The following is a 22,340-nucleotide window of genomic DNA, read 5'->3' as shown; positions in this document are numbered from 1 at the left end:
AAAGGCCGCGTGCCGGTTGGCCATCCCCGATTTCGGGGGCGGCGGGTTCCGATCGGGAGTCGGGATACATCCGGCGAGTAACAACGCCGCGAACAGAATCATGCCCCGTGGCATAGTGCTCCTCATGATTCGAGAGCGGCAGACAGACCGATGCTCAGAACAGAGGATGGGGAGCATGGCCGAACCGAGGGGTCTCCGGCGCAACCCCGGCATTGCCTATGATCCGCCATTTTCCGTCCTCTTTGACCAGGTAGTGGACTTCGTCGGACCAGCTGTCGATGGTGACCTTCTGACCCGACTCGGTTCCGATCCCCCACAGGGCTCCCGTGCAGGTCACCTCCGCTCTCAGCTCTCCGCCGGACTCAGCAGTCACGATCCGGGTGAACAAGTGGGTCGAGTGCAGTTGGCGGTGGTATTCAAAGATCTCCTCCCAGAGCCTTCTGGCATCGGATTTCCTCAACCGGTGGTAGTTGTACCGCTTCGAGTAGAGGGTCATGAGGGTATCCACATCACGGGCCTGGACGGCCGATTCGGCCTGGTCGAACGCGGCGACGATCTCGCTCACCGTCTTCTCGTCCGCCGTGATTTGGGCATCCAGCACGACCTGGACTTTGGCCAGCGCCAAGGGCGAAGACGGCCCGTAAGCCAGGACCGTCGAGACCAGCAGCATCCACAACGCCAATCCGCCCCCTCGCATCTCGTACCTCCCGGTCATGGCCTGCCGCAAGAATCCCTACCGGCGCGGCTCGTGAGCCGCCATCTCGCGGCGGTGGGCGACGACCACCGGATCGATCCGCTCTCCGCAGATCACGCAGCGCCAGGTTCCGTCATCGCCGTTCAGCTCGCCGATCCATTCAAACACCAGGAGACCGCCGCAACGGTCGCACCTGGGCGGAACGGCGCGTCGCACGATCTTCGGACGCGTCTTCATGCCGGTCCACCGCGATCAAAGGGCAGCCGATCACGGCACTGGCTCTCCGACAGCCAAACCCTGTAGCGCCCCGGCCCAACGGGCTTGAGCCGGAGGTGCCCGGTTCGGGCCAAATGATCGATCCCGAGGAAGATTTGATTCCAGGTGAGATCCGAGCAGGCGGAGACCAAATCGTCGAGGAGGCAACCAGGAGCTTGAGAGACCGCGTCCCGAATCCGGTCGGCAACTGCTGCGCGCTGAGCCATAGCATCCTCCATGCCGGCCTCCGAGATCCTCGGACTCGGCGGGATAAGAGCATCCTGAGTGCCACGCACAACCAAAAGAGACCGCGGCAAGTAAATCAACGGAATGCGTCCGGGCGGCATCGGGCAGGATCAAACAGGAACCAACAAGAATGAGGCATTTGAGGTCAGTGAGGAACGAGCCTCCTGTTGCCAATTGCCTCAGAACCTGCCTTTTGAGCAGGGGCCAAGGTTGATCGGAGTCTCCGCATTCTTCCTTTCCCCAACCGGATCGCTTTGTACAAAAACGGACGGAGTTGTCTCATCCCCAAAAGCTAAACAGGGATGGAACAAAGAATCCTCTCAGGGCACAGCTCTTGCGAAATCCTCTCCATCCGAAATCCGCAACGGAGGGGCCTACGCGATGACAACGCCCAAGAACCTCCTGATCGTCGCGCGCAATCCGGATACCAGAGAGAGGCTCGAAGATTTATTGTTCGGGCTTGGGTACGGGTTCCGGACTGTCGCCAACCAGAGCGAGGCCTTGATGATGCTCCAACGCTGGCATTTCGACGGACTGTTGCTCGATGTCGATCCACCGGCCAACCGCCATTCTGAAGTGCGCAGATTTCTTCGGGAGCGGGGCATGCTCTTGCCGGTTCTTCTGCTGGTGAAAGGATCGGATGCGTCCACGGCCGAGGGCCTCGAGACCTATCAAGGGACCGAAACGGTGCTCCCCCAGCCGATCAAAGAAAAGGAGTTGGGACAGTGGTTGAGTCAATCGGTCGGCCTGCCGGGGGAGCGCTGGTCGGCTCGGACTTTTTCAATACGCTCCGGACCGACAAGCTAACCGGTCAAGGTCCTTCCATTGCCCCCGCTAAATTCGCTTGGAAAGCTGCCGCCCACGACCGCAGGGTGAGCGGCAAGGCGCAGTTCCAGGTCATGCTCACAATGAATTGAAGATACCTCGAAAGGGAAGAAGGAGTTTACTTGAAGGTTCCGGCGGCCACCCCCGTCGGGAAGTGGCCGCCGGGTTCACGAAGCCGCGGATCAAGGCTGGAACACTGGAAGGTTTTATCCGCGCGCGACAGTTGCGATACAGCGATGAAGAGCGCGCGGCTCAACCGAAGGTTGGGATGGTGGGCCCACCAGGACTCGAACCTGGGACCAACTGATTATGAGTCAGCCGCTCTGACCACCTGAGCTATGGGCCCGTTTCCGCCGTGAGACGTGAACCGTAAGGCGTGAGACTCCGCTTCTCCCTACGTTTTACGCTCCACGATTCACGTTTCACGGTTCAGAGGCTCTCGACGAAGCTCCGGAGCTTCTTGCTCCGGCTGGGGTGGCGCAGCTTGCGGAGCGCCTTGGCCTCGATCTGCCGGATGCGCTCCCGGGTCACCTCGAAGTCCTGGCCGACCTCCTCGAGCGTGTGGTCGGTGCTCTCTCCGATGCCGAAGCGCTTGCGCAGCACCTTTTCCTCGCGCGGGGTCAGCGTCTCCAGCGCGCTGTTGATCTGGCGCTGGAGGTCGTAGCGGATGGCGGCCTCCAGCGGGGAGACGGCCTTCTTGTCCTCGATGAAATCGCCCAGATGGCTGTCCTCTTCCTCCCCGATCGGCGTCTCCAGCGAGATCGGCTCGCGGGCGATCTTGAGGATCTTGCGGACCTTGTCCAGGGGCAGGTCCATCCGCTCCGCGATCTCCTCGGGCGTCGGCTCGCGCCCGAGCTGCTGCACCAGGTGCCGCGAGGTCCGGATCAGCTTGTTGATGGTCTCGATCATGTGGACGGGAATCCGGATCGTCCGGGCCTGGTCGGCGATCGCGCGCGTGATGGCCTGGCGGATCCACCAAGTCGCGTAGGTGCTGAACTTGTAGCCGCGCTTGTACTCGAACTTGTCCACCGCCTTCATCAGGCCGATGTTCCCCTCCTGGATGAGGTCCAGGAACTGGAGGCCCCGGTTCGTGTATTTCTTGGCGATGCTGACCACCAGCCGCAGGTTGGCCTCGACCAGCTCCGCCTTCCCCCGCTTGACCTTCTCCGCGGCCACATCCAGGTGCCGGACCGCTTCCTTGATCTCGTCCGAAGAGACGAGCGCTTCGTCGGTCTCGAGCTGGCGGATGCGGCTGCGCGCCGCCAGGAACGACTTCTTGACCTCCTGGAGAACCTCCTCGGACAGGCCGGCCTTGCGCTTCACCGCGAGGAAATCGCGCCGGCCCCGGTTCAAGCGGCGCAGACATTCCAGCCCCGCCTCCCCGGGCACGCCCAGCTTCCGCTGGCAGTGGGCGATCTCCCGCTCCGCCGCCCGGATGTCCTGCGCGATGTCCCGCACGCGCTGGACCATCTTGTCCTTGATGGCCTGGTGCAGGTTGACCGACTCCATCTTCTCGACCACCTGCTGGCGCACGTCCTTGATCTGGCTCCTGATGCGCTGGAGCTTCGCCGGGCTGTTGGAGGTCCGGCGGCTCTGGCCGTAGAGGCCCATCAGCGTCTGGGACACCTTGCGGACCTTGCCGAGCGCGTCCAGCGTGCGGGTGCGCAGCTCCTCATCGTCGCGCTCGCTCGCCTCCTCGTCCTCGAACTCCTCCTCGGCCACCGGCACGAGCTCGCGGATGCCGATCTTGCCGGCCTTGAGCTTCTCCCGCAGCGCCAGGACGAACTGGATGGACATCGGCATCCCGAACACGATCGAGGCGATCTCCTTCTTGCCCTCCTCGATGCGCTTCGCGATCTCGATTTCGCCCTCGCGGCTGAGCAGCGCGACGCTGCCCATCTCCTTCAGGTACAGCCGCACCGGATCGTCGGTCCGGCTGAGGACGCCGGGGGTCAGGTCGATCTCCTTCTCGTTCTCCTCGGACTCCTCCCCCTCCTCGGCCTCCTCACCCGATTCGTCCCCGTCGGCCGCCTTCTGGAAGCGGTCCCCTTCCGTGGATTCGACGATCTCGATGTCCATCTCGCTGAACATGGCCATGATGCTGCCGAGCTGGTCCGAGGACACCATCTCGGCCGGCAGCGTGCTGTTCAGCTCCTCGTAGGTCAGGTAGCCCTTTTCCTTCCCGCGGGAGATCAGCTTCTTGACTTCGATCAGCAACTCTTCTTTCGGCATGGGTACTCCTTCGACACTCCCCTTACACGGTCGGAGCGTGCTGCACGCCCGCCTTCCGCATCCGCAGATCGTTGACCTGGGCATTCAGCCGCCGCACGTCCTCGGCCCGCCCCTCCCGCTCGGCCGCGCGCAGCTTGACGATCAGCTCGTTCAGCGCCAGCTCGTGCCGCTTCCGCTCCAGCGTCTCCAGACAGCCGGCGATGTACTCGTTCAGGTCGTCCACGTGGCAGTCCCGCAGGGAGAGCTCGGTCGCGACGGCCGCGCACCGGGGCTCGGCCATCGCCGCGTCCAGCAGCGGCCGGACCAGGACCCGGCCGTCCCGGTCCAGGTGTGCGAGCGCGAGCTCCACGAGGCGGCGGCAGGCCGGCACGGAGAACGACTCGGGCGAAAGGGAGCGGACGTGGGCGGCGCTCAGCTTGCCGTGCAGGAGGAGGTGGACCAGGTCCCGCTCCTCCGGGCTGGCCTTGAACCGCGGCTCGGCCGCGGCGGCCTGCGGCCTGGGAGCGGGTCGGGAAGCGCGACGGTCTTCCTTGGGCAGGAGCTCCGGGTACCGCTCGATCAGCCGCTGCTGGCCGATGCCCAGCCGCTCCGCCACGCGGCGGGTGCATTCCTCCTTCTCGATCCGGTTGGCGGTCCGCTGGAGAATCCGCAGAATTTCGTCCACGCTCCTGATCCGGTCCTCCAGCAGTCCGGACGCCGCCTGCTGCAGACTGTGCTCGACCGAAAAGTCCAGCAGGCTGGGGGCCCGGTCCTGCAATTGGAGGAAGGCCTCGGCCCCGGTCTTGCGGATGTATGTGTCTGGGTCCTCGCCGGCCGGCAGCGACACGACCCGCACGCCCATCCCGCTGCCGACGAAGAGGTCCAACGTCCGCAGCGCCGCCCGCACGCCGGCCGGATCCGGGTCGAAGAGCAACACGAGCCGCTTGACGAACCGCCGGAGCGTTTGCACGTGCTCGGGCGTCAGCGCCGTGCCCAGCGTCGCGGCCACGTTCCGGACTCCGGCCTGGTGCAGCGCGATCGCGTCGAAATAGCCTTCCACGATCACGAGGGTGTCCGCCCGCCCGGCTGCCTCGCGCGCCTGGTCGAGGGCGTAGAGGTTCCGCCCCTTGTTGAAGAGCGGCGTGTCCGGCGAGTTCAGGTACTTGGGGACCGCATCGTCCAGCACGCGCCCGCCGAAGGCGATGACCCGCTGCCGGAGATCCCGGATCGGAAACATCACGCGCCCGCGGAACCGGTCGTAGTAGCCGGCCGCGCCTGGCTGGCCCTTCCCGTCCCGCTCCCGCGGCACGGCCAGGCCGGCCGCAGCCAGGTCGGCAGGCTTGTAACCGGCCTGGCCCAGGCTGCGGATCAACCCGTCCCAGGCGGGCGGCGCGACGCCCACGCCGAAGGCCTCGATGGTCTCCTGAGTGATCCCGCGCCGGGCGAGATAGGCCCGGGCCTCTTTGCCGGTCTCCCCCTCCTCCAGGTTCCGCCGGAACCAGGCCGCCGCCGCCTCGTGAATCTGCTCCAGCTTCTGCCGGTCCCCGCGGCTCTGCGCTTGGCCCCCGCGGGTCTCGGGAATGGCCACCCCCGTGCGACGCCCCAACTCGCGCGCGGCCTCCGGGAACTCCATCCCCTCGATCTTCATCAGGAACGTGAAGACGTTCCCGCCCACCCCGCAGCCGAAACAGTGGAACATCTGCCTGGAGGGGCTGACCGTGAAGGAGGGGGTCTTCTCGCTGTGGAAGGGGCAGAGCCCCTTGAGGTTCTGCCCGGCCCGGGAGAGGGTCACGTAGTCGGACACGACCTGCGCGATGTCCGCTCGTTCCCGGATGTGGTTGAGAACGTCTTCCGGAATGAGGCCCTGGCTCACGCCAATCCGCTCCTGTGATCCCGTGCCGTGATGAACCGAGCCAGTCGAAGTGGAAGGGCTTGAAAATCCAGAAAAATTGACCTTGCAATTTAACAGACGGGTGACGGGGAAGTCAATGGCGCGGGAAGGGCGGGAAAGGAAGGACGGGGGGGTCGGTCAGAAGTTCGAATAGTCCGATTCCAGGGGCGCGATGTTGTACTGGAGCTCCAGGTCGAATTCGTCAATCAGCTCGTTCACGGCCGCCGCGCCGAGGTCCGAGCGCACCTCGTTGATCACCAACTCGATCGCGTTGGCCGCCCGCTGCCCGTACTGCCCGATGGCCGCCTCGATCCGCGCTCTGGCCTCTTCCAGCTCCATAGGTTGTCCCTCCTCAACCAGCTCGGCAAAAAAGCCGCCCCCGTCCCTCGTGAAGCGTTTCTCGTCGTTCGTCAATGACCTCAACGTCTGGAGCAGGGCCTTCTCCTCGGATTCTTCGCCACTATTCGCCAAAACCCCTCAACGCCCACTCGTCCGCCTAGCTTCACATAACAATGACTTCTAGCATGCTTTCTTCAGTCTAGCGATAAGTCACCCGATGGGAGCAAATCTCTGAACTCAAGAAACCCTTTGGCACCTAAACGATTGACGAGCTCTACCGCTCCTTGGAGAGCGTTGGGGCGAGTGCTCCGAATAACAGTGGACAATATGGCACGCAACTCGTTTCGCCAGCCGTGAATTTCCCAGCCCTTCAAATCCCCTTCAATCATCAGCAATGCACATCGAACACTCTCATTGGGCATAGCCTCTGCTAGGGCAGCAAGTCTCTCTAGAACCAGCCAGCCTGCATCGATTTTTCGTATCAAAGAGAGCGCAGCGAACAATTGTTCGACCGCCCATGGGTCGTCAAACTTACCTGAGGCAAACCACCACCCAAACGCAGCCATCTCTCCAGCATGCGTCTCACGATTTGACGCCGCGCGCGCGGAACCAAGGCGTATGGCCCAAATGGATCGAAGTCGGTCAAGGACCCCTGCCTCCACAGCACCTTCGGTGTTACTCAGGCTGCGCCCTATGAACTCAATCGCATGCGCCCGAAGCGAATCTGGCGCCTTTTCGTAAAATCTTCCCAGTACCCCCCCTTGCTCATTAACATCCAGCTTGCCTCGCCAATAGAAAACCATCAAGTGCTCAGCGAGATGCTGATCCGGGTCACCACGATGCCGACTATCGGCAGCAACCGTGCCAATTCGCTCGACAGCGCGAGCATATACATCCTTTATTACATAAAAAGCGTCGTCATATGGCTGGCAAAAGACAATGTACGCTTCCCATGCGGCATCTCGAAAGTTCCTTTGATTGTCGTTGTCCGGGAATATCCTGCTCAGGTTGTCGGTGGTCCATCCACGGTCAAGGAGCACAAGCCAAGGAAGCCACTCACCATAAACAGCGCGAACTGCAAGAGAAGGATCATGTGCTGGATCTAGATGCGCTTCAAGAACCTCCGTCACCTCAGGCATCTCTCCGAAGCCACGTGTAATTCGTTGTTCAGCGTCCTCAGCTTTCGCAATGTAGCGACGGACCCAAAGGGCATAACGCACCACAGTGTGCATGGCTTCTCCCCGCACTGTGTTAATGGACATAGCCACTGGGTCCATATTGGTCCCACCGAATTCTCTCTCGTACTGTGGTGACGGTTCGGGGTCCTCCGTCAACTCCCAGAGAATCTTCCAAACCTTGGTACGTAGGGACATCGGAAGTTCATATTGTCCTTCTTGAAGCCCTACCGATAGAAGCCTTGCTATTGCAGAGCGTGTCGCCCCCCAGTCTGGATCAGCATCCCACTTCCTCACGGTCCGGCCTTCTATCTCCCTCGGTTGAGTGACAACCCACAAACACAGATCAAGTACGGGCTCCCAGGGAAACGGTCTTTCCCTTGCTGCATCATGGAGGCCCTCCAAAACCGCGCGGACATATGTCGGATCAACCTCCCGAAAACTGAATGCGCTCTGGGCAAAGCGATCCGGCTCAGCAGCGACGACGTTCTTTAATTGCCTCCCTAGCCCTTCTGGTGAAGGACCAAGTGCATCGTCAGACGGAAGCCACGACTTCAAATAAGCGATCACCTCGGTAGCAGACATTGCGCCAAGCTCCTCTTGACTTTTCGGAGCTCGTGGACCAACCCTTACAGCCTCGGCTCTTGGGACCATTTCCGGGTCCTGCGGTTCTCCGAACTGCTGCACAAGGGCGTCGTACCGCTGCTTCCATTCCGTGGGTAGTGAGTCTCGAATCCACCTTAGGCGCCTGAGGCGCCATTGCCCCGCATAGGCCGCTGACTCCTCTTCGGTCGGTATTTGTTCTCCCCAAGCCTTCCGGCTCTCCCAAAACCGATCGAGGTCGGGCCCTTGCTCTATCCAGCCTAAGACCTCCGTCTGGTCATCCGCAGAGAGAAGGCTAAACCGATTCCTTAACATAAGAGCGTATTCGCGCTGGGTCCCGCGGTCTTCGAACAGGGTCCGATTCATAAGCCTCGATCGCACCAAGTCCGGTTCACTGCCCGGGAATGAACGCGAAACATGCAGTCCAATCCGCCGGAAGATTTTCCAGGGTCTCCGCTCCAACTCGTCGAGTACCGATGCGAGCAACGTTTGATCCTTCCGGACTATCTGTATAGCGGCATCCCTGACTGCTGAAACCAAGAGGTCTCTGATCTCATGAAAGCCCCTGTGTCTCTCACCTTCGATTGCAGGTCGCCAGATGTATGAGTAGTCCTCACCTCCCTCCTCGTCTATGTGTTCGCGGGACAACTGCATAGCGCTGTTGAGGAGATCGCACAGAAGATTCAAGGCACGCACTCCCGCCGCCGCGATCAGGTCGGGAAGGTTCTTCTCAAGGATGCCTTCGTAATGCCAGGCCTCGAATCGCGCTCGCGCCTGAGAAAGGGCTCCCTGGCTCGGTAGAACGGCGAGTAACTTCTGCGCCAGTGTCAGGGCGACCTCCACTTGATTGCCCCGCGCCAGATGCCCGACCAGATCACCGAACTTCTCTGGCCAAAAAGGGGAATATGGCCTTTCTATCCATGCTGGTGCCTTCGACGCTAGCGTGGCTGCCATCTCGGCGGGCATTGCAAGCGCTGCGTCCAAAAGATCTTCATTGACGCGGATGTTATCCGTCTCGATCGATAGCGCTATCTCGAGCACCTTTGCTGGATTATGCACTGCCATGCGGGCTAAATACCGCGATTCTGGCCATGGAGGAAATCGAACAGTCCCTTTTCCCTCGTCTCTCACAACCGCGGGCGGATGCCCAAAGAATCCTTTTTGCTTCAGCGGTTCAAGCCAGTGAGGATTCTCAAGCCGGTCGAAGAAGTACCGACGCAGTTCTGGGTGAGCGAGAAGAGCGATGGCCCTATCAACCTGCTCAGGAGTTGGTGTCTTCCAGGATCTCATCGAGTCCTTTGATAGTCGTAAAGAATTGACCTAGTAGCGCTATTAAAGTGTCTTCGAACAGAAGGAAATGCCTCGTAAACTCAGCACAATCATAATCGCCATCAGGCTGACCAGAGTCGTGTACTGTGTTGACAAACCACTCGGTGATGTCCATCCATTGGCTGACTATCGGTTCGAGGGCATCTTTTTGTTGCTTGTTCTCTGGAGCACAACCCTCAAAAAGCCTGATGGCTGCTGATCTTCTTGTCTCGCGCGTGCGAGAATACTCCTCGAGCATCTTTGCAATCCTACGAAAAAGATGCGGCGGCAATGTAACATTGGATGATCGAGAATCCGAGGAAGTACCACTTTGGGTCATAGTAACTGGTAATGAGCTATCCAAGGAGAACCCTGCTTTTTGCCACGCGTCTGTGAGCTCATCCAAGTGCTGCTTCCACTCGAAGCGGGCTCCACCCTTGAGACCTGATATGACCTCTGGAAGCCTGTTTCGAATATCCCGAACAGCATGAGCAATGAAGCGAGTGCGCCCAGGTATGGTGTTCTCGAACAACATCTTGACCGCGCCTTCATAGAGTTCTCCCAAGGAAGGAGCATTCCGTCGAAACCACGCTAATAGTTCCATACGGTTACGGGTCCAGTAACTTCCGGTGGAGAATGGAGGCGACGTGCTTGCCGAAGGTCCTGATTCCATAGAAACCCAGAACCTGCCCTGAAAGACAGTGTCGGACGAAAGAAAACGGGCTCCTTATCAGCGGCAGTGGTGAGGCAGCAACAGGCTACGTCTTGTTGCGAATCGTGTCAACCCGCCGAGGCCGAAGCTCCAAATGAGGCGCGGTGCTTCACCGCGACGAAAGGCGACGGGTCCCAATAAGCGACTCGTCGCCTTTCTACTTTTTTTATTCTTAGTGCGAGGTTACTTCAACTGGGTGGCCGGTCCTGCATCGCGATACCTTTCCTTTTTCGCCGCGGATGGAACGGTGTTTCGCCGGGCGGGTGGCGCCGAGCAGGGCCCCAGGCTGCCCGCAGCGGAGGGGGTGAGCACCCTGCGGTGTGCCAACGGTTATTCCGTGTCATCTAGCCGACAAGAGACCAGAGAGTTGAAAGGCCCCCACGGGGGGATGGGCGAAGCGAGGACGGACGGGGTGCTCGGCGACAGGCCCCGCCCGGTTCTTCCTTCAGCCATTCGTCAGCCGCGGCAAGCTTTCTCAGGTCGCCTGCGGCAGATCCTCAACCCAGAGCAGCCGTCGGCCCTGTTCCCCGGCCATGAGCGCCGCGTAGAACTTGCGGTCCGCGGTAACCATGCGCCCGTCAATGACTTCGGCCAAGGCCAGATACAGGCAATCGTACAGGCTGCGTTGCGTCTGCAACGCAAGGGCGTAGGCAGAGCGGAACAGCCTCTCATCGGCATGCCGCCGGAACGGCAACTGCCGAAGTTCTTTCAGAATGAAGTCGCCTTCTTCTCCGGTGATCTCGCCCCGGCGAATCTTCTTGGCGAGAACGTTCCCGATTTCGAGCCAAAAGAAGGCCGGTACCGACAAGCTGTGGTTCGCCTGGCGGAGCCGACCCGCCGCCTCGGAAAGCCGCTCGGGGATGAACCATTTGATCGCGACGCTGGCATCCACCACATAACGGTTCACCGGTCCCGATCCTCGCGGAGGAGTTCGGCGCTGTCACTGAACCGACGCCCCGACCGTTTGAGCCGGCTTCGAAATCGCTCGATCCGCCTCCACGCCGCTTCGTAGTCCGGCGCAGCCTCCTCCAGGATCGTCTTGACTTCGGACTGCAAGGACCGGCCATGCTCTTTGGCCCGGCGTTTCAACCGCTCCACGACCTTGTCGTCAAGCTGTCGGACAAGTACTTGTGCCATGGCTCCACCCTCCTCAGCATGCTAGCACAATGCTAGCATCAACCCAAGCGGGCGTCAATCCGTCACTTCGTCCGGATCGGGGTTGACCGCAAACCAGGGGCCAGGCTTGGAATCTGCCTGGCCCCGTCACTTCTCGTTTTTTAGCCTCGGCTGGATCGGAATTTCACCGGGCGGGTGGCGCCGAGCAGGGCCCCAGGCTGCCCGCAGCGGAGGGGGTGAGCACCTGCGGTGTGCCAACGGTTATTCCGTGTCATCTAGCCGACAAGAGACCAGAGAGTTGAAAGGCCCCCACGGGGGGATGGGCGAAGCGAGGACGGATGGGGTGCTCGGCGACAGGCCCCGCTTGGCGCTGGCTGCTCTCTTTATCCGGGCGGCCAGTGCATCGGACGGCCGCCGAGCAGGTGGACATGGAGGTGGAAGACCGTCTGGCCGCCGTTCCTGCCCGTGTTCAGGACCACCCGATAGCCGGACTCCGCGATCCCCTTCTGCTTCGCCACCGCCCCCGCCGTCAGCATAAGGTGCCCCAGCAGGCCTGCGTCGGCCTCGGTCAGCTCGGCAATGGAGGAAGCGTGGCGCTTGGGGATGACCAGCGTGTGGATGGGCGCCTGGGGATTGATGTCGTCGAAGGCGAGGCAGCGGTCGTCCTCGTGGACGACCTTGGCGGGAATCTTCTTCTCGGCGATCTTGCAGAAGATGCAGTCGCTCATGCGCGTCTCCCCCTCCGCTCCCGGCTCTGCCGCCGGTCCGGTCCCTTCCGCCGCTCCGCCCCGCTCCGCTGGCCCTGAGCCGATCGGCGGTCCCGGCTGCCCCGCCGCTCCCGTCCGGCCCGACGCTCCCGGCCCGACGGTCCCGTCCCAGCCGCAATGGTCTTGGCGCGCAGCCCGCTCTTCCCGAACCGGCTTGCCAGCTCCTGATAGACTTCTTGGGGGGTGACGTCGTGATAGCCGAGCGCGACCAGGGTGTGGAACAGGAGATCGGCCGCCTCGTAGACGATCTCCTCCCGCTTTCCGCCCTTGGCCGCCAGCGCGACCTCCCCCGCCTCCTCGACCACCTTCTTGAGCACCTTGTCGGCGCCGCCCTGCAGGAGCGAGGAGACGTAGGACCCGGCGGTCGGCGACCGTTTCCGGTCCAGGACCGTCTGGTAGAGCCGCTCCAGGATGCCGCCCGCCGCCTCCGCCGCCGTGCGCGGCTCCGGCGCCCCGGCCGTCATCTTCGTGAAGAAGCAGGCCCGCTCGCCCGTGTGGCAGGTCGGCCCGACCGGCTCGGCCTTCACCAGGAGCGTGTCTCCGTCGCAGTCGAGGAAGACTTCCTTGAGCACCAGCTTGTGGCCGGAGGTCTCGCCCTTCTCCCACAGCCGGTTCCGCGAGCGGCTCCAGAAGTGGACCGACCCGGTCTCCATCGTCCTGGCCAGGGCCTCGCGGTTCATGTAGCCCAGCATCAGGACCGTGCCGTCCCGCCAGTCCTGCACCACGGCCGGCACCAGGCCCTTCTCGTCGAATTTGACCTGCGTCACGTCCATCTCCAACAAGACCGCTGAACCGAGGGAGTGTGTCGGACCTGGCGGCACGGCGAAGGGGGGACGCGGCGATCTCCCCGCGTCACCGCGTCTCCACGTCCCCGCGTCGTCGCCCCCTCGTTCAACATTCCGCATTCACCATTCTCATTGGGACCCCCCGGTCCCGCAGATAGGTCTTGGCCTGCGTGATCGAATAGGTCCGGTAGTGGAAGATGGAGGCGGCCAGCACCGCGTCGGCCTTCCCCCTGACGAATCCCTCGTAGAGATGCTCCAGGGTCCCGGCGCCCCCGGAGGCGATCACCGGGATCGAAACCGCCTCCGCCACCGCCGCGGTCAGCTCCAGGTCGTAGCCGTTCTGCCTTCCGTCCTGGTCCATGCTCGTCAGCAGGATCTCGCCCGCGCCGGCGGCCTCCATCCGCCTGGCCCACTCGACTGCGTCGAGACCCGTGGGCCTCCGTCCCCCGTGCGTGTAGACCTCCCAGCCGTTCCCCTGCGGCCCGACACGCCGTTTCGCGTCCACCCCACGACGCTTCGCGTCGATCGCCACCACGATGCACTGGGTGCCGAACCGCTCCGCCGCCGCCTTTACGAAGTCCGGCTGCTCCACCGCCGCCGTGTTGATGCTGACCTTGTCGGACCCGGCCTTGAGCAGGGCCCGGATGTCCGCGAGCGTCCGGACCCCGCCGCCGACCGTGAGCGGCATGAAGACCTGGTCCGCCGTCTTGGCCACCACGTCCAGGATCGTCTTGCGGTTCTCGTAGGAGGCGGTGATGTCCAGGAAGCAGAGCTCGTCCGCCCCCTCCTTGTCGTAGGCCCGGGCCACCTCCACCGGATCGCCCGCGTCGCGCAGGTTGACGAACGAGACGCCCTTCACGACCCGGCCGTCCTTGACGTCCAGACAGGGGATGATGCGCTTGGTCAACATGTTCGTTCGCTTCGCGAACTCAAGGCGCGGGGCGCGCGGTGAGGGGCTCGGGAACTGCCGCCTTGCGCTCCCTGTATGTCCACCCTCTCGCCCCGAGCCTACGCGGCGGCGGCGATCGCTTCGCGCAGGTCCAGCTTCCCGTCGTAGAGGGCCTTGCCCACGATGGCCCCCTCGATGCGGGAGCCCAGCGCCCTGACGGCCTTGATGTCTTCGACCCGCGAGATGCCCCCCGAGGCGATGACCGGCAGGCGCGAGACCGAGACGATCTCGCGGAGCGCCGCCAGGTTCGGCCCCTCCAACATGCCGTCCCGGCCGATGTCCGTGTAGATCACGCCGGAGAGCGGCAGCCCCGCCAGGGCCTGGAGCAGTTCCGCGGCCTTCGTGCCCGACTGGCTGGTCCAGCCCTGCACCGCCACGTTCCCGTTCCTGGCGTCGAGCCCGACCAGGATCCGGCCGGGGAACTCCGCGCAGGCCCTCTCCAGGAGGGTCCGGTCCTGCAGCGCCGCCGTGCCCAGCACCACCCGGCGGACGCCGCCCGAGAGGTACAGCCGGACCGTATCCAGGGAACGGATGCCTCCCCCCACCTGGACCGGGACTGAGACCGTCTTGGCGATGGCCTCGATGAACGAGACGTTCTTGGGCTTCCCCTCGACCGCCCCGTTGAGGTCCACGACGTGGAGCAGCTTGGCCCCCTGCCGTTCCCACTGGAGCGCCGTCGCCGCCGGATCGTCCGAATAGACGGTCTCCGCCTTCATGTCGCCCTGCCGCAGGCGCACGCACCGGCCGTCCTTCAGGTCAATCGCGGGAATCACGAGCATCGTCCGCTCGCTCCTCGGAAAACGTGAGACGTGAGACGAAAGACATGCGCGGCGGGGAAACATCTTTCGGTCATTCGTCTTATCTTTTTACGTTTCACGTCTCACGTTTTACCTTTCACGGTTATTTCTCCGGCTGGACGCCGAAGGGGAAATCCTTGACCACGTGCTCGGCCCCGTACTGGGCCAGCTCGTCGGCGGTCACGAAGACCCCGCCGCGCTGGACGAAGCCGGGGAGATCCTCGATCATCGGCCGCTGCTTCTCGAAATAGTTGCCGACCCAGAGGACCCGCCCGTCCACGCTGACCAGCTTCACCTCGAAGCCCACCGTCGCCGGCTGGGCGCCCAGCTTCCCGCCGACCCGCTCCTGATAGATCAGCACGCGGCCGATCAGGGCCGCGTCGGCCGAGAGCTGCTTCGCCACCCGTTTGGCCACCTGCTCGGGAGTCAGGCCGCTCGTGTCGCCCAGCTTCTTGACGGCCTGCGCCGTTTCTTCCGGGGACAGGACCTTGAGCCCCTGCCACACCTTCAGTTTTCCGTAAAAGATCCGCGTCAGCTTCTCCGCCGCCTGGGGCGGAACCGTCGCGGTCGGCTGGTCGTAGCGCTCGATGGTCTGGGGGATGGCCAGCGAGATGTCGGAGCGGACCGCCCCTTGAGGCCCCTGCATTTGACTGTCGCGCAGATCAATGATTTGCGGCGTGGGGAGCGCCTGGAACGGCACGACCGCGACGGTCTTGACCTGGTAGTTCTCGATCTCCGGAGAGGTGTCGGTCTGCACCTTCGTAGGCCCGCACCCCCCCAGAAAAAACAGGGTGAACAGCGAACAGTAAACAGTGGCTGGTGAAACGCCGGCTCGATCTTTCGCTTCTCGTCTCACGTCTCACCTTTCACGTTTCACGGGTGACCGGTCACGGTCGCCACTCGGCGAAATTCTTGATGATGCGCAGGCCCACCGACTGGCTCTTTTCCGGGTGAAACTGGCAGGCGAACACGTTGTCCCGCCAGATGCTGGAGACGAAGGGCTGCCCGTACTCCGTGAGGCTGCTGGCGACCGACGCCTCCCGCGGCTCGACGACGTAGGAGTGGACGAAATAGACGTAGGCGCCGGTCTCGACGCCCCGCAGCGCGGGAGCCGGCTTCGTGATCGTCAGGGCGTTCCAGCCCATGTGGGGCACCTTGAGACCGGTCCCGTCGGAAGGGAACCGCCGGACCCGCCCGGGAATCAGGTCCAGCCCCTTGTGGAGGCCGAACTCCTCGCTCTCGCTGAACAGCAGTTGCAGGCCCAGGCAAATCCCCAGGAAGGGCTTGCCGGCCGCAATGGACCGGCGGATCGGCTCGACCAGGTCGTACCGTTCCAGGTTGGCCATACAGTCGGCGAAGGCCCCGACCCCCGGCAGCACCACGTGGCTCGCCTCCTCGATGGTCCGCCGCTCGCGGGTCACGACCGCCTTGCACCCGGCCGTCTCGAAGGCCTTCTGGACGCTCCGGAGGTTGCCCATCTCGTAGTCAATGACGGCGATCATAGAACCCGTGATGGGTGAAGGGTGACGGGTGATCGGTGAAGACGGAACGTCATTTACGGGCCAGTTCCTTGCTCATCACTCATCACCCATCACTTATCACGTCAATTTGCCTTTCGTGGACAGGACCCCCTTGACCCGCTCGTCCACGGACGTCGCCTGGTCCAGGGCCTTGGCCAGCGCCTTGAACACGGCCTCCAGGATGTGGTGGGGATTGCGGCCGTAGAGGACGTTGACGTGCAGGTTCATCGCCGCGTGCGTGACCAGGGCCTGGAAGAAGTCCTCGAACAGGTACAGGTCGAACGACTTGATGCGGCGATGGGGCAGTTGCACGTTGTAGACCAGGTAGGGCCGGCCGCTCAGGTCCACGGTCACCTGGGCCAGGGTCTCGTCCAGCGGCACCGCCGCCCAGCCGAACCGGCGGATCCCCTCCTTCGACCCAAGCGCCTGCCGGATCGCGTCCCCGAGCACGATCCCGACGTCTTCCACCGTGTGGTGGTCGTCGATCTCCGTGTCGCCCTTGGCCTTCACGGTCAGGTCGAAGAACCCGTGCTTCGCGAGCAGGGCGAGCATGTGGTCCAGGAACGGGATCGTCGTCCGGATCCGCCCGCGGCCGCTCCCGTCCAGGGCCAGCTCCACCTTGATCCGCGTTTCGGTCGTGTTGCGCTCGATCGCGACCCGCCGGTTGGCTCCTGCGCTCTTTTTCATGCGTGCCGGCTCTCCACCGATTTGGCGTGCGCGTCGAGCCCCTCCATGTGGGCGATGCGCGCGATGTGATCCTTGACCCTGGCCAGCTCCTCCCGGTTGTACGAAATGATGTTGCTCTTCTTCACGTAATCGTCCAGCGAGAGGGCCGAGAAGAACCGCGCCGTCCCGCCCGTCGGCAGGACGTGGTTGGGGCCGGCCACGTAGTCCGCGACCGCCGGCGGCGTGTACCGGCCCAGGAACAGGGCCCCGGCGTGCCGGACCTTCTCCAGATAGTCGAAGGGCCGGTCCACGGCCAGCTCCAAATGTTCCGGGGCGAGCTCGTTGGCCAGCTCGATGGCCTCCTCCATGCCGCCGACCACGAAGGCCGCCGCGTGCCGGGCGAGCGACTTGGCGACGATCTTGCCGCGCGTGAGCCGCTTGACCTGCTCCGCCGCGTGGCGGACGACCTCCCTGGCCAGCCGGTCCGAGGTCGTCACCAGGTAGACCTTGGCCTCCTCGTCGTGCTCCGCCTCGCAGAGGAGGTCGGCCGCGACCTGGGCCGGGTTGGCGGTCTCGTCGGCCAGCACCAGCAATTCGCTGGGCCCCGCGATCATGTCGATGTCCACGGTCCCGTACACGAGGCGCTTGGCCGCGGCCACGTAGACGTTGCCGGGGCCGACGATCTTGTCCACCCGCGCGATCGTCTTGGTCCCGTAAGCCATGGCCCCGATGGCCTGCACGCCGCCGATCCGGTAGATCTCGTCCACGCCCGCGACGTCCGCCGCCACGAGCAGGTAGGGGCTGATGCCGCTCTTCGTCACCGGCGTGCACATGACCACCCGCTTGACCCCGGCCACCTTGGCGGGGATCGCGCACATGAGCACGCTGGAGGGATAGGCGGCCTTGCCGCCCGGCACGTAGATCCCCACCGAATCGAGCGGCATCACCATCTGCCCCAGCGTCGCGCCGTTGTCCTGGTACATCCAGGTCTTGGTCTTCTGCCGCTCGTGAAACGCCATGATCCGCTGGGCCGCGTAGCGCAGCGCGTCCCCCTCCTCCTTGCGGATCTGGTAGTAGGCCTCCTTGACCTGCTCGGGGCTGATCCGGATCTCGGCCGGCTTGAGGGACACCCGCTCGAACTTCTTCGCGTAGCGGAGGACGGCCCGATCCCCGCCCCGCTCCACGGCCTTGAGGATCGTCTTGACGGAGTTCTCCACCGCGCCGCCCTGGGGCGTGGAGCGCGCGGCGGCCTTCTTGACCATCGTCTTGAACGCCCGGTCCCTGCTCGAGATGACCTTCATGGCTCTACCCTCTGCGGTTCACCGCGGATGCCCTGCCGCTCACCGGACGCGCTTCGGTCTGGCCCGCTTCAGCCTGGCGATCAGATCCGTGAGGCCCCCGTGCTTCATTTTGAGGCTGGCGCGGTTCACGATCAAGCGCGCCGTGGACTCGGCGATCACGTCCGTCTCCACCAGGTTGTGGGCCTTCAGGGTCTTGCCGCTGGAGACCAGGTCCACGATCCGCTCCGCCAGCCCCACGATCGGCGAGAGCTCGATGGACCCGTACAGTTTGATGATCTCGACCGGCACGCCCTTGCGGTTGAAGTACCCCTCGGTGACGTGCGGATACTTGGTCGCCACCCGGATCTTGGACGACAGGCGGTCCCGCTGCTCCTGCCCGCGCGGCGCCGCGACCGACAGGCGGCAATAACCGATCTTCAGGTCCAGCGGCTCGTACACGTCCCGCTCCTGCTCCAGCAGCACGTCCTTCCCCACCACCCCCGCGTCGGCCGCCCCGTACTCTACGTAGGTCGGGATGTCGCTCGGCCGGACGATCAGCAGGGTCAGGTCCGCCTCGGGGCAGGGGAAGACCAGGCGGCGGCTCTCGGCCGACAGCCCGTCCGTGGCGATGCCGGCCCGCCGGAACAGCTCCAGCGTGGGCGCGAGCAGCTTGCCCTTCGACAGCGCGACCGTGATCATGACTCGGCGCGAGCCTCCACGACCCCTCCCTTCACCCGGCGGATGTCGGCCCCCAGCCCGCCGAGCTTCTCCTCGATCCGCTCGTAGCCCCGATCCAGGTGATAGACCCGCGACACCACGGTCTCCCCCTCCGCCGCCAGCCCCGCCACGATGAGGCCCGCGCTGGCCCGGAGGTCCGAGGCCATGACCGGCGCGCCGGCCAGCTTCTGGACCCCGTTGACCACCGCGTGGCTCCCCTCCACCTTGATGTCGGCCCCCATGCGCCGGAACTCGGGCACGTGCATGAACCGGCTCTCGAACACCGTCTCCGTGATGACGCTCGTCCCCTCGGCCACGCACATGAGCGCCATGAACTGCGCCTGCATGTCCGTCGCGAAGCCCGGGTAGGCGAAGGTCTTGACGTCCACCCCCCTCGGCCGTCGGGGGGCCTTCAGCCGCACGCTCTCCTTGCCCTCGATCGCTTCGGCCCCGACCTCGCGCAGCTTCACGAGCACCGCCTCCAGGTGCCGCGGCCGGCAGCCCTCGACGCAGATGTCCCCGCCGGCGATCGCGCCGGCCGTGAGGAAGGTCCCGGTCTCGATCCGGTCCGGGACGACCTCGTGGTCGGCCGCGGACAGGCGGGGCACCCCCTCCACCGTGATGAGGTCGGTCCCGGCCCCGACAATCCTGGCGCCCCGCTTGACGAGGAACGAGGCCAGGTCGCCGATCTCCGGCTCCCTCGCCGCGTTTTCGATCACCGTGGTCCCCTCGGCCAGGCAGGCGGCCATCAACAGGTTCTCGGTGCCGGTGACGGTCGGGATGTCCAGGTAGATGCGCGCCCCGCGCAGACGCTTGGCCTTCGCGTGGATGTACCCGTGCTCGATCGCGATCTCGGCGCCCATCTTGGCGAAGCCGGCCAGGTGCAGGTTCACCGGCCTGGTCCCGATCGCGCACCCGCCCGGCAGGGAAACCGTCGCCTCTCCCCAGCGTGCGAGCAGCGGCCCCAGCACCAGCACCGAGGCCCTCATGGTCTTGACCAGCTCATAGGGGGCTTCGGTCGAGTGCAGCCGCTCCGCATTGACGGCCATCCGGCTCCCTTCGGCCTTGACCGAGGCGCCCAAGATGCCGAGCAGCTTGCCCATGGTCGTCACGTCCACGACGCGCGGCACGTTCGTGAGCAGACAGTCCCCGCCGCCCAGGATCGTGGAGGCGAGGATCGGCAGGGCGGCGTTCTTGGCCCCGCTGACCCGGACGCTCCCATCCAGCCGCTTGCCCCCTGTGATGATGATTCGATCCATCACAAGACCGTGACGCGGGGCACCCGTTGCATTCCCGGAGCAACGGGTCCCCGGTGACGCGTGACGAGTGACAGACAACGAATACGCTCGCCCGGAATCCATTCTCTCTGTAACTCATCACGCATCACGCGTCACCCATCACGTTTTCTGAGGGAGACAATCCGTTCGATGCCGGCCGCGTCCTTCGCGATGTGAGGTTCCCCGTAGCCGTCCAGCTCCCTGGCCGTCTCGCGGATCAAATCGGCCTGCCCCTGGCCCACTTCCAGCAGCAGCCATCCCCCCGGAACCAACAGCTCCGGCGCCTCCCGGAGGAGCGTCCGGTGGAAGGCCAACCCGTCCGGCCCTCCGTCCAGCGCCAGCCTCGGCTCATGGTCCCGCACCTCCGGCTGCAACGAAGCCAGCTCGGCGGTCGGGACATAGGGCGGGTTCGAGACGATCGCGTGCAGCCTCCCGCCCAGGCCCAGCCGGCGCAGCGGCTCGCACAGATCGCCGGCCAGCAGCCGTACCCGCTCGCCGACCCCGTGCCGCCGGACGTTCCGCCTGGCCGTCTCGAGGGCCGCTTCGGAGACGTCGGTCGCGTACAGGACGGCCTGGGTAAGCGCGTGCGCGAGGGCCACCGCGATGCAGCCAGACCCCGTGCCGACGTCCGCGACGAGCGGCTGCGGGACTTCCGCGCACCGCCGGCGCGCTTCCTCGACCAGCCCCTCCGTCTCCGGCCGCGGGATCAGGACCGCCGGCCCCACCTCGAACTCGCGACCGCAAAACTCCTGCGTGCCGAGGACGTACTGGAGCGGTTCCCGCGCGGCGCGCCGCGCAAAACGCTCGGAGGCCAGCCGCTGCTCCTCCGGGGAGACAAGACGGGGCCCCTCGAGGTGGAGCGTGAGCCGGGAGAGCCCCAGCGCCCCCTCCACGAGCCAGCCCGCCTCCCGGTCCGCCTGCTCGATCCCGGCTTCGGCCAGCAGGGCTCGTCCCCGCCGGAGCAGATCCGCAAGGGTGGTGTCCCGGGTGGACGAAGCCAGGGCCTCCATCACGCCTCCATCGCCAGGGCCTTGGCCTGGTCCGCGCGCAGCGCCTCCACGATCTCGTCCAGATCGCCGGCCAACACCTGATCCAGCTTGTGCAGCGTGAGCCCGACCCGGTGGTCGGTCACGCGGTTCTGCGGGAAGTTGTAGGTGCGGACCTTCTCGCTCCGTTCGCCGGTACCCACCTGCGCCTTCCGGCTCTGGGCGATCTCCGCCTCCTGCTTCGCCCGTTCCGCTTCCACGATCCGCGCCCGCAGCGTACGCATGGCCTTGTTCCGGTTCTTCAGCTGGGACCGCTCGTCCTGGCAGCTCACGACCACCCCCGTGGGAACGTGGGTGATCCGCACCGCCGAATAGGTCGTGTTCACCCCCTGGCCCCCCGGCCCGGACGAGCAGAAGGTGTCGATCTTGAGGTCCTTGGGGTCGATCTGCACGTCCACCTCGTCCACCTCAGGCATGACCGCCACGGTCACGGTGGAGGTGTGGATGCGCCCGCTGGCCTCGGTGGCCGGGATGCGCTGCACCCGGTGCACGCCGCTCTCGTGCTTGAAGTGGCTGTAGGCGCCCTTGCCCTCGACCAGCAGGACGATTTCTTTGTAGCCGCCGATGCCGGTCTCGCTCGCTTCCATCACCTCGACCCGCAGACGCTTCCGCTCGGCGTACTTCACGTACATCCGGAAGAGGTCCCCGGCGAAGAGGGCGGCCTCGTCCCCGCCCGTCCCGGCCCGGATCTCCACGAACGTGTTCTTGTCGTCGCGCGGGTCCTTCGGGACGAGCAGCTCCTTGGCCCGCTCCTCGACTTCCCGCCGGCGCTCCTTCAGGCTGCGCACCTCGTCCGCCGCCAGCCGCTGCAGTTCCTGGTCCGTCCCGGAGTCCTGGAGCAACTGGGACGCCTCGGCCAGTTGCTTGAGCAGTCCCTGGTAGACCTCGAAAAGCTGGGCCAGCTCCTCGATCTCGGTCCGCTCCTTGTTGAGCCTGTGGATGAGGGGCGGCTGGCTGAGGACGGACGGGTCCGTGAGCTGACGGGTCAACTCCTCGTAGCGCCGGACGACGCCCTCCCACTTGGGGAGCAGCGCCGCCATGCCTGATTCAGCGATGTCCGTCCCCGCCATGAGTCCCTCTTCCCCTGCGCGTCGCGGCAGCCCGCGCGCGCCTCGCCGGCCCCACAAACAAAAAACCCTGCCCCTCCTCGAGGCAGGATCT

Annotated in this window: 22 protein-coding genes and 1 tRNA gene; 1 reads left to right on the top strand and 22 read right to left on the bottom strand. The window is 64.6% G+C overall.

What is annotated here, in order from left to right; genetic code table 11:
* Window positions 1-154 precede the first annotated feature (154 nt).
* Together AB1411_03050 and AB1411_03045 are read right to left on the bottom strand one after the other, a co-directional pair.
* On the bottom strand, window positions 155-715 hold the full coding sequence (locus AB1411_03050) for a hypothetical protein (protein ID MEW6542569.1): 561 nt from the start codon (window positions 713-715) through the stop codon (window positions 155-157).
* A gap of 18 nt (window positions 716-733) precedes the next feature.
* Window positions 734-931 (bottom strand): hypothetical protein, encoded by a 198-nt coding sequence (locus AB1411_03045; protein MEW6542568.1) that lies wholly within the window; start codon window positions 929-931, stop codon window positions 734-736.
* 645 nt (window positions 932-1,576) lie between these two features.
* Here AB1411_03045 and AB1411_03040 point away from each other — a divergent pair.
* On the top strand, window positions 1,577-2,002 hold the full coding sequence (locus tag AB1411_03040) for a response regulator (GenBank protein ID MEW6542567.1): 426 nt from the start codon (window positions 1,577-1,579) through the stop codon (window positions 2,000-2,002).
* Between the two features lie 287 nt (window positions 2,003-2,289).
* Here AB1411_03040 and AB1411_03035 read toward each other — a convergent pair.
* The 20 genes from AB1411_03035 to prfA form a co-directional block, all read right to left on the bottom strand.
* A tRNA-Ile gene (locus AB1411_03035) sits at window positions 2,290-2,366 on the bottom strand.
* Between the two features lie 83 nt (window positions 2,367-2,449).
* Window positions 2,450-4,252, bottom strand: coding sequence for an RNA polymerase sigma factor RpoD (gene rpoD / locus AB1411_03030; protein MEW6542566.1), 1,803 nt, complete (start codon window positions 4,250-4,252; stop codon window positions 2,450-2,452).
* 22 nt (window positions 4,253-4,274) lie between these two features.
* On the bottom strand, window positions 4,275-6,104 hold the full coding sequence (dnaG, locus tag AB1411_03025) for a DNA primase (protein MEW6542565.1): 1,830 nt from the start codon (window positions 6,102-6,104) through the stop codon (window positions 4,275-4,277).
* Between the two features lie 156 nt (window positions 6,105-6,260).
* Complete coding sequence (locus AB1411_03020; protein ID MEW6542564.1) at window positions 6,261-6,593, bottom strand: hypothetical protein; 333 nt, start codon at window positions 6,591-6,593, stop codon at window positions 6,261-6,263.
* A 62-nt stretch (window positions 6,594-6,655) separates the two neighbouring features.
* Entirely contained in the window at window positions 6,656-9,529 is a 2,874-nt protein-coding gene (locus AB1411_03015; protein MEW6542563.1) for a hypothetical protein, read from the bottom strand.
* Window positions 9,501-10,151 (bottom strand): hypothetical protein, encoded by a 651-nt coding sequence (locus AB1411_03010; GenBank protein ID MEW6542562.1) that lies wholly within the window; start codon window positions 10,149-10,151, stop codon window positions 9,501-9,503. Before AB1411_03010 ends, AB1411_03015 begins: the two co-directional genes overlap by 29 nt.
* Window positions 10,152-10,734: 583 nt before the next feature.
* On the bottom strand, window positions 10,735-11,166 hold the full coding sequence (locus AB1411_03005; protein MEW6542561.1) for a type II toxin-antitoxin system VapC family toxin: 432 nt from the start codon (window positions 11,164-11,166) through the stop codon (window positions 10,735-10,737).
* Complete coding sequence (locus AB1411_03000) at window positions 11,163-11,396, bottom strand: Arc family DNA-binding protein (GenBank protein ID MEW6542560.1); 234 nt, start codon at window positions 11,394-11,396, stop codon at window positions 11,163-11,165. Before AB1411_03000 ends, AB1411_03005 begins: the two co-directional genes overlap by 4 nt.
* 362 nt (window positions 11,397-11,758) lie before the next feature.
* Window positions 11,759-12,103, bottom strand: a complete 345-nt coding sequence (locus tag AB1411_02995) for a histidine triad nucleotide-binding protein (GenBank protein ID MEW6542559.1) — start codon at window positions 12,101-12,103, stop codon at window positions 11,759-11,761.
* Complete coding sequence (gene hisIE / locus AB1411_02990) at window positions 12,100-12,909, bottom strand: bifunctional phosphoribosyl-AMP cyclohydrolase/phosphoribosyl-ATP diphosphatase HisIE (protein ID MEW6542558.1); 810 nt, start codon at window positions 12,907-12,909, stop codon at window positions 12,100-12,102. The genes AB1411_02995 and hisIE overlap by 4 nt, the downstream gene beginning before the upstream one ends.
* A gap of 124 nt (window positions 12,910-13,033) precedes the next feature.
* Window positions 13,034-13,837: an imidazole glycerol phosphate synthase subunit HisF gene (hisF, locus tag AB1411_02985; protein ID MEW6542557.1), complete on the bottom strand. Its 804-nt coding sequence runs from the start codon at window positions 13,835-13,837 to the stop codon at window positions 13,034-13,036.
* Window positions 13,838-13,935: 98 nt separating this feature from the next.
* Window positions 13,936-14,655 carry a 1-(5-phosphoribosyl)-5-[(5-phosphoribosylamino)methylideneamino]imidazole-4-carboxamide isomerase gene (gene hisA / locus AB1411_02980; GenBank protein MEW6542556.1) on the bottom strand — a complete coding sequence of 240 codons (720 nt, stop codon included), beginning with the start codon at window positions 14,653-14,655 and terminating at the stop codon, window positions 13,936-13,938.
* Window positions 14,656-14,776: 121 nt separating this feature from the next.
* Window positions 14,777-15,430 carry a hypothetical protein gene (locus tag AB1411_02975; protein ID MEW6542555.1) on the bottom strand — a complete coding sequence of 218 codons (654 nt, stop codon included), beginning with the start codon at window positions 15,428-15,430 and terminating at the stop codon, window positions 14,777-14,779.
* Between the two features lie 130 nt (window positions 15,431-15,560).
* Entirely contained in the window at window positions 15,561-16,175 is a 615-nt protein-coding gene (gene hisH / locus AB1411_02970) for an imidazole glycerol phosphate synthase subunit HisH (GenBank protein MEW6542554.1), read from the bottom strand.
* A 96-nt stretch (window positions 16,176-16,271) separates the two neighbouring features.
* Window positions 16,272-16,880: an imidazoleglycerol-phosphate dehydratase HisB gene (gene hisB / locus AB1411_02965; GenBank protein MEW6542553.1), complete on the bottom strand. Its 609-nt coding sequence runs from the start codon at window positions 16,878-16,880 to the stop codon at window positions 16,272-16,274.
* Entirely contained in the window at window positions 16,877-18,160 is a 1,284-nt protein-coding gene (hisD, locus tag AB1411_02960) for a histidinol dehydrogenase (protein MEW6542552.1), read from the bottom strand. The genes hisB and hisD overlap by 4 nt, the downstream gene beginning before the upstream one ends.
* A 39-nt stretch (window positions 18,161-18,199) precedes the next feature.
* Entirely contained in the window at window positions 18,200-18,838 is a 639-nt protein-coding gene (gene hisG, locus AB1411_02955) for an ATP phosphoribosyltransferase (protein MEW6542551.1), read from the bottom strand.
* Window positions 18,835-20,115 carry a UDP-N-acetylglucosamine 1-carboxyvinyltransferase gene (murA, locus tag AB1411_02950; protein ID MEW6542550.1) on the bottom strand — a complete coding sequence of 427 codons (1,281 nt, stop codon included), beginning with the start codon at window positions 20,113-20,115 and terminating at the stop codon, window positions 18,835-18,837. The genes hisG and murA overlap by 4 nt, the downstream gene beginning before the upstream one ends.
* A 131-nt stretch (window positions 20,116-20,246) precedes the next feature.
* The gene (prmC, locus tag AB1411_02945) at window positions 20,247-21,143 is read right to left on the bottom strand and encodes a peptide chain release factor N(5)-glutamine methyltransferase (protein MEW6542549.1); all 897 of its coding nucleotides are present in this window, start codon (window positions 21,141-21,143) and stop codon (window positions 20,247-20,249) included.
* Window positions 21,143-22,249, bottom strand: a complete 1,107-nt coding sequence (prfA, locus tag AB1411_02940) for a peptide chain release factor 1 (GenBank protein MEW6542548.1) — start codon at window positions 22,247-22,249, stop codon at window positions 21,143-21,145. The genes prmC and prfA overlap by 1 nt, the downstream gene beginning before the upstream one ends.
* Between the last annotated feature and the right edge of the window lie 91 nt (window positions 22,250-22,340).

This window comes from Nitrospirota bacterium (genome assembly GCA_040757595.1).
GTDB lineage: Bacteria > Nitrospirota > Nitrospiria > Nitrospirales > Nitrospiraceae > JBFLWP01.
The sequence above is the reverse complement of the archived record's forward strand: the minus strand, read 5'-3'. Positions and strand labels throughout refer to the sequence as shown.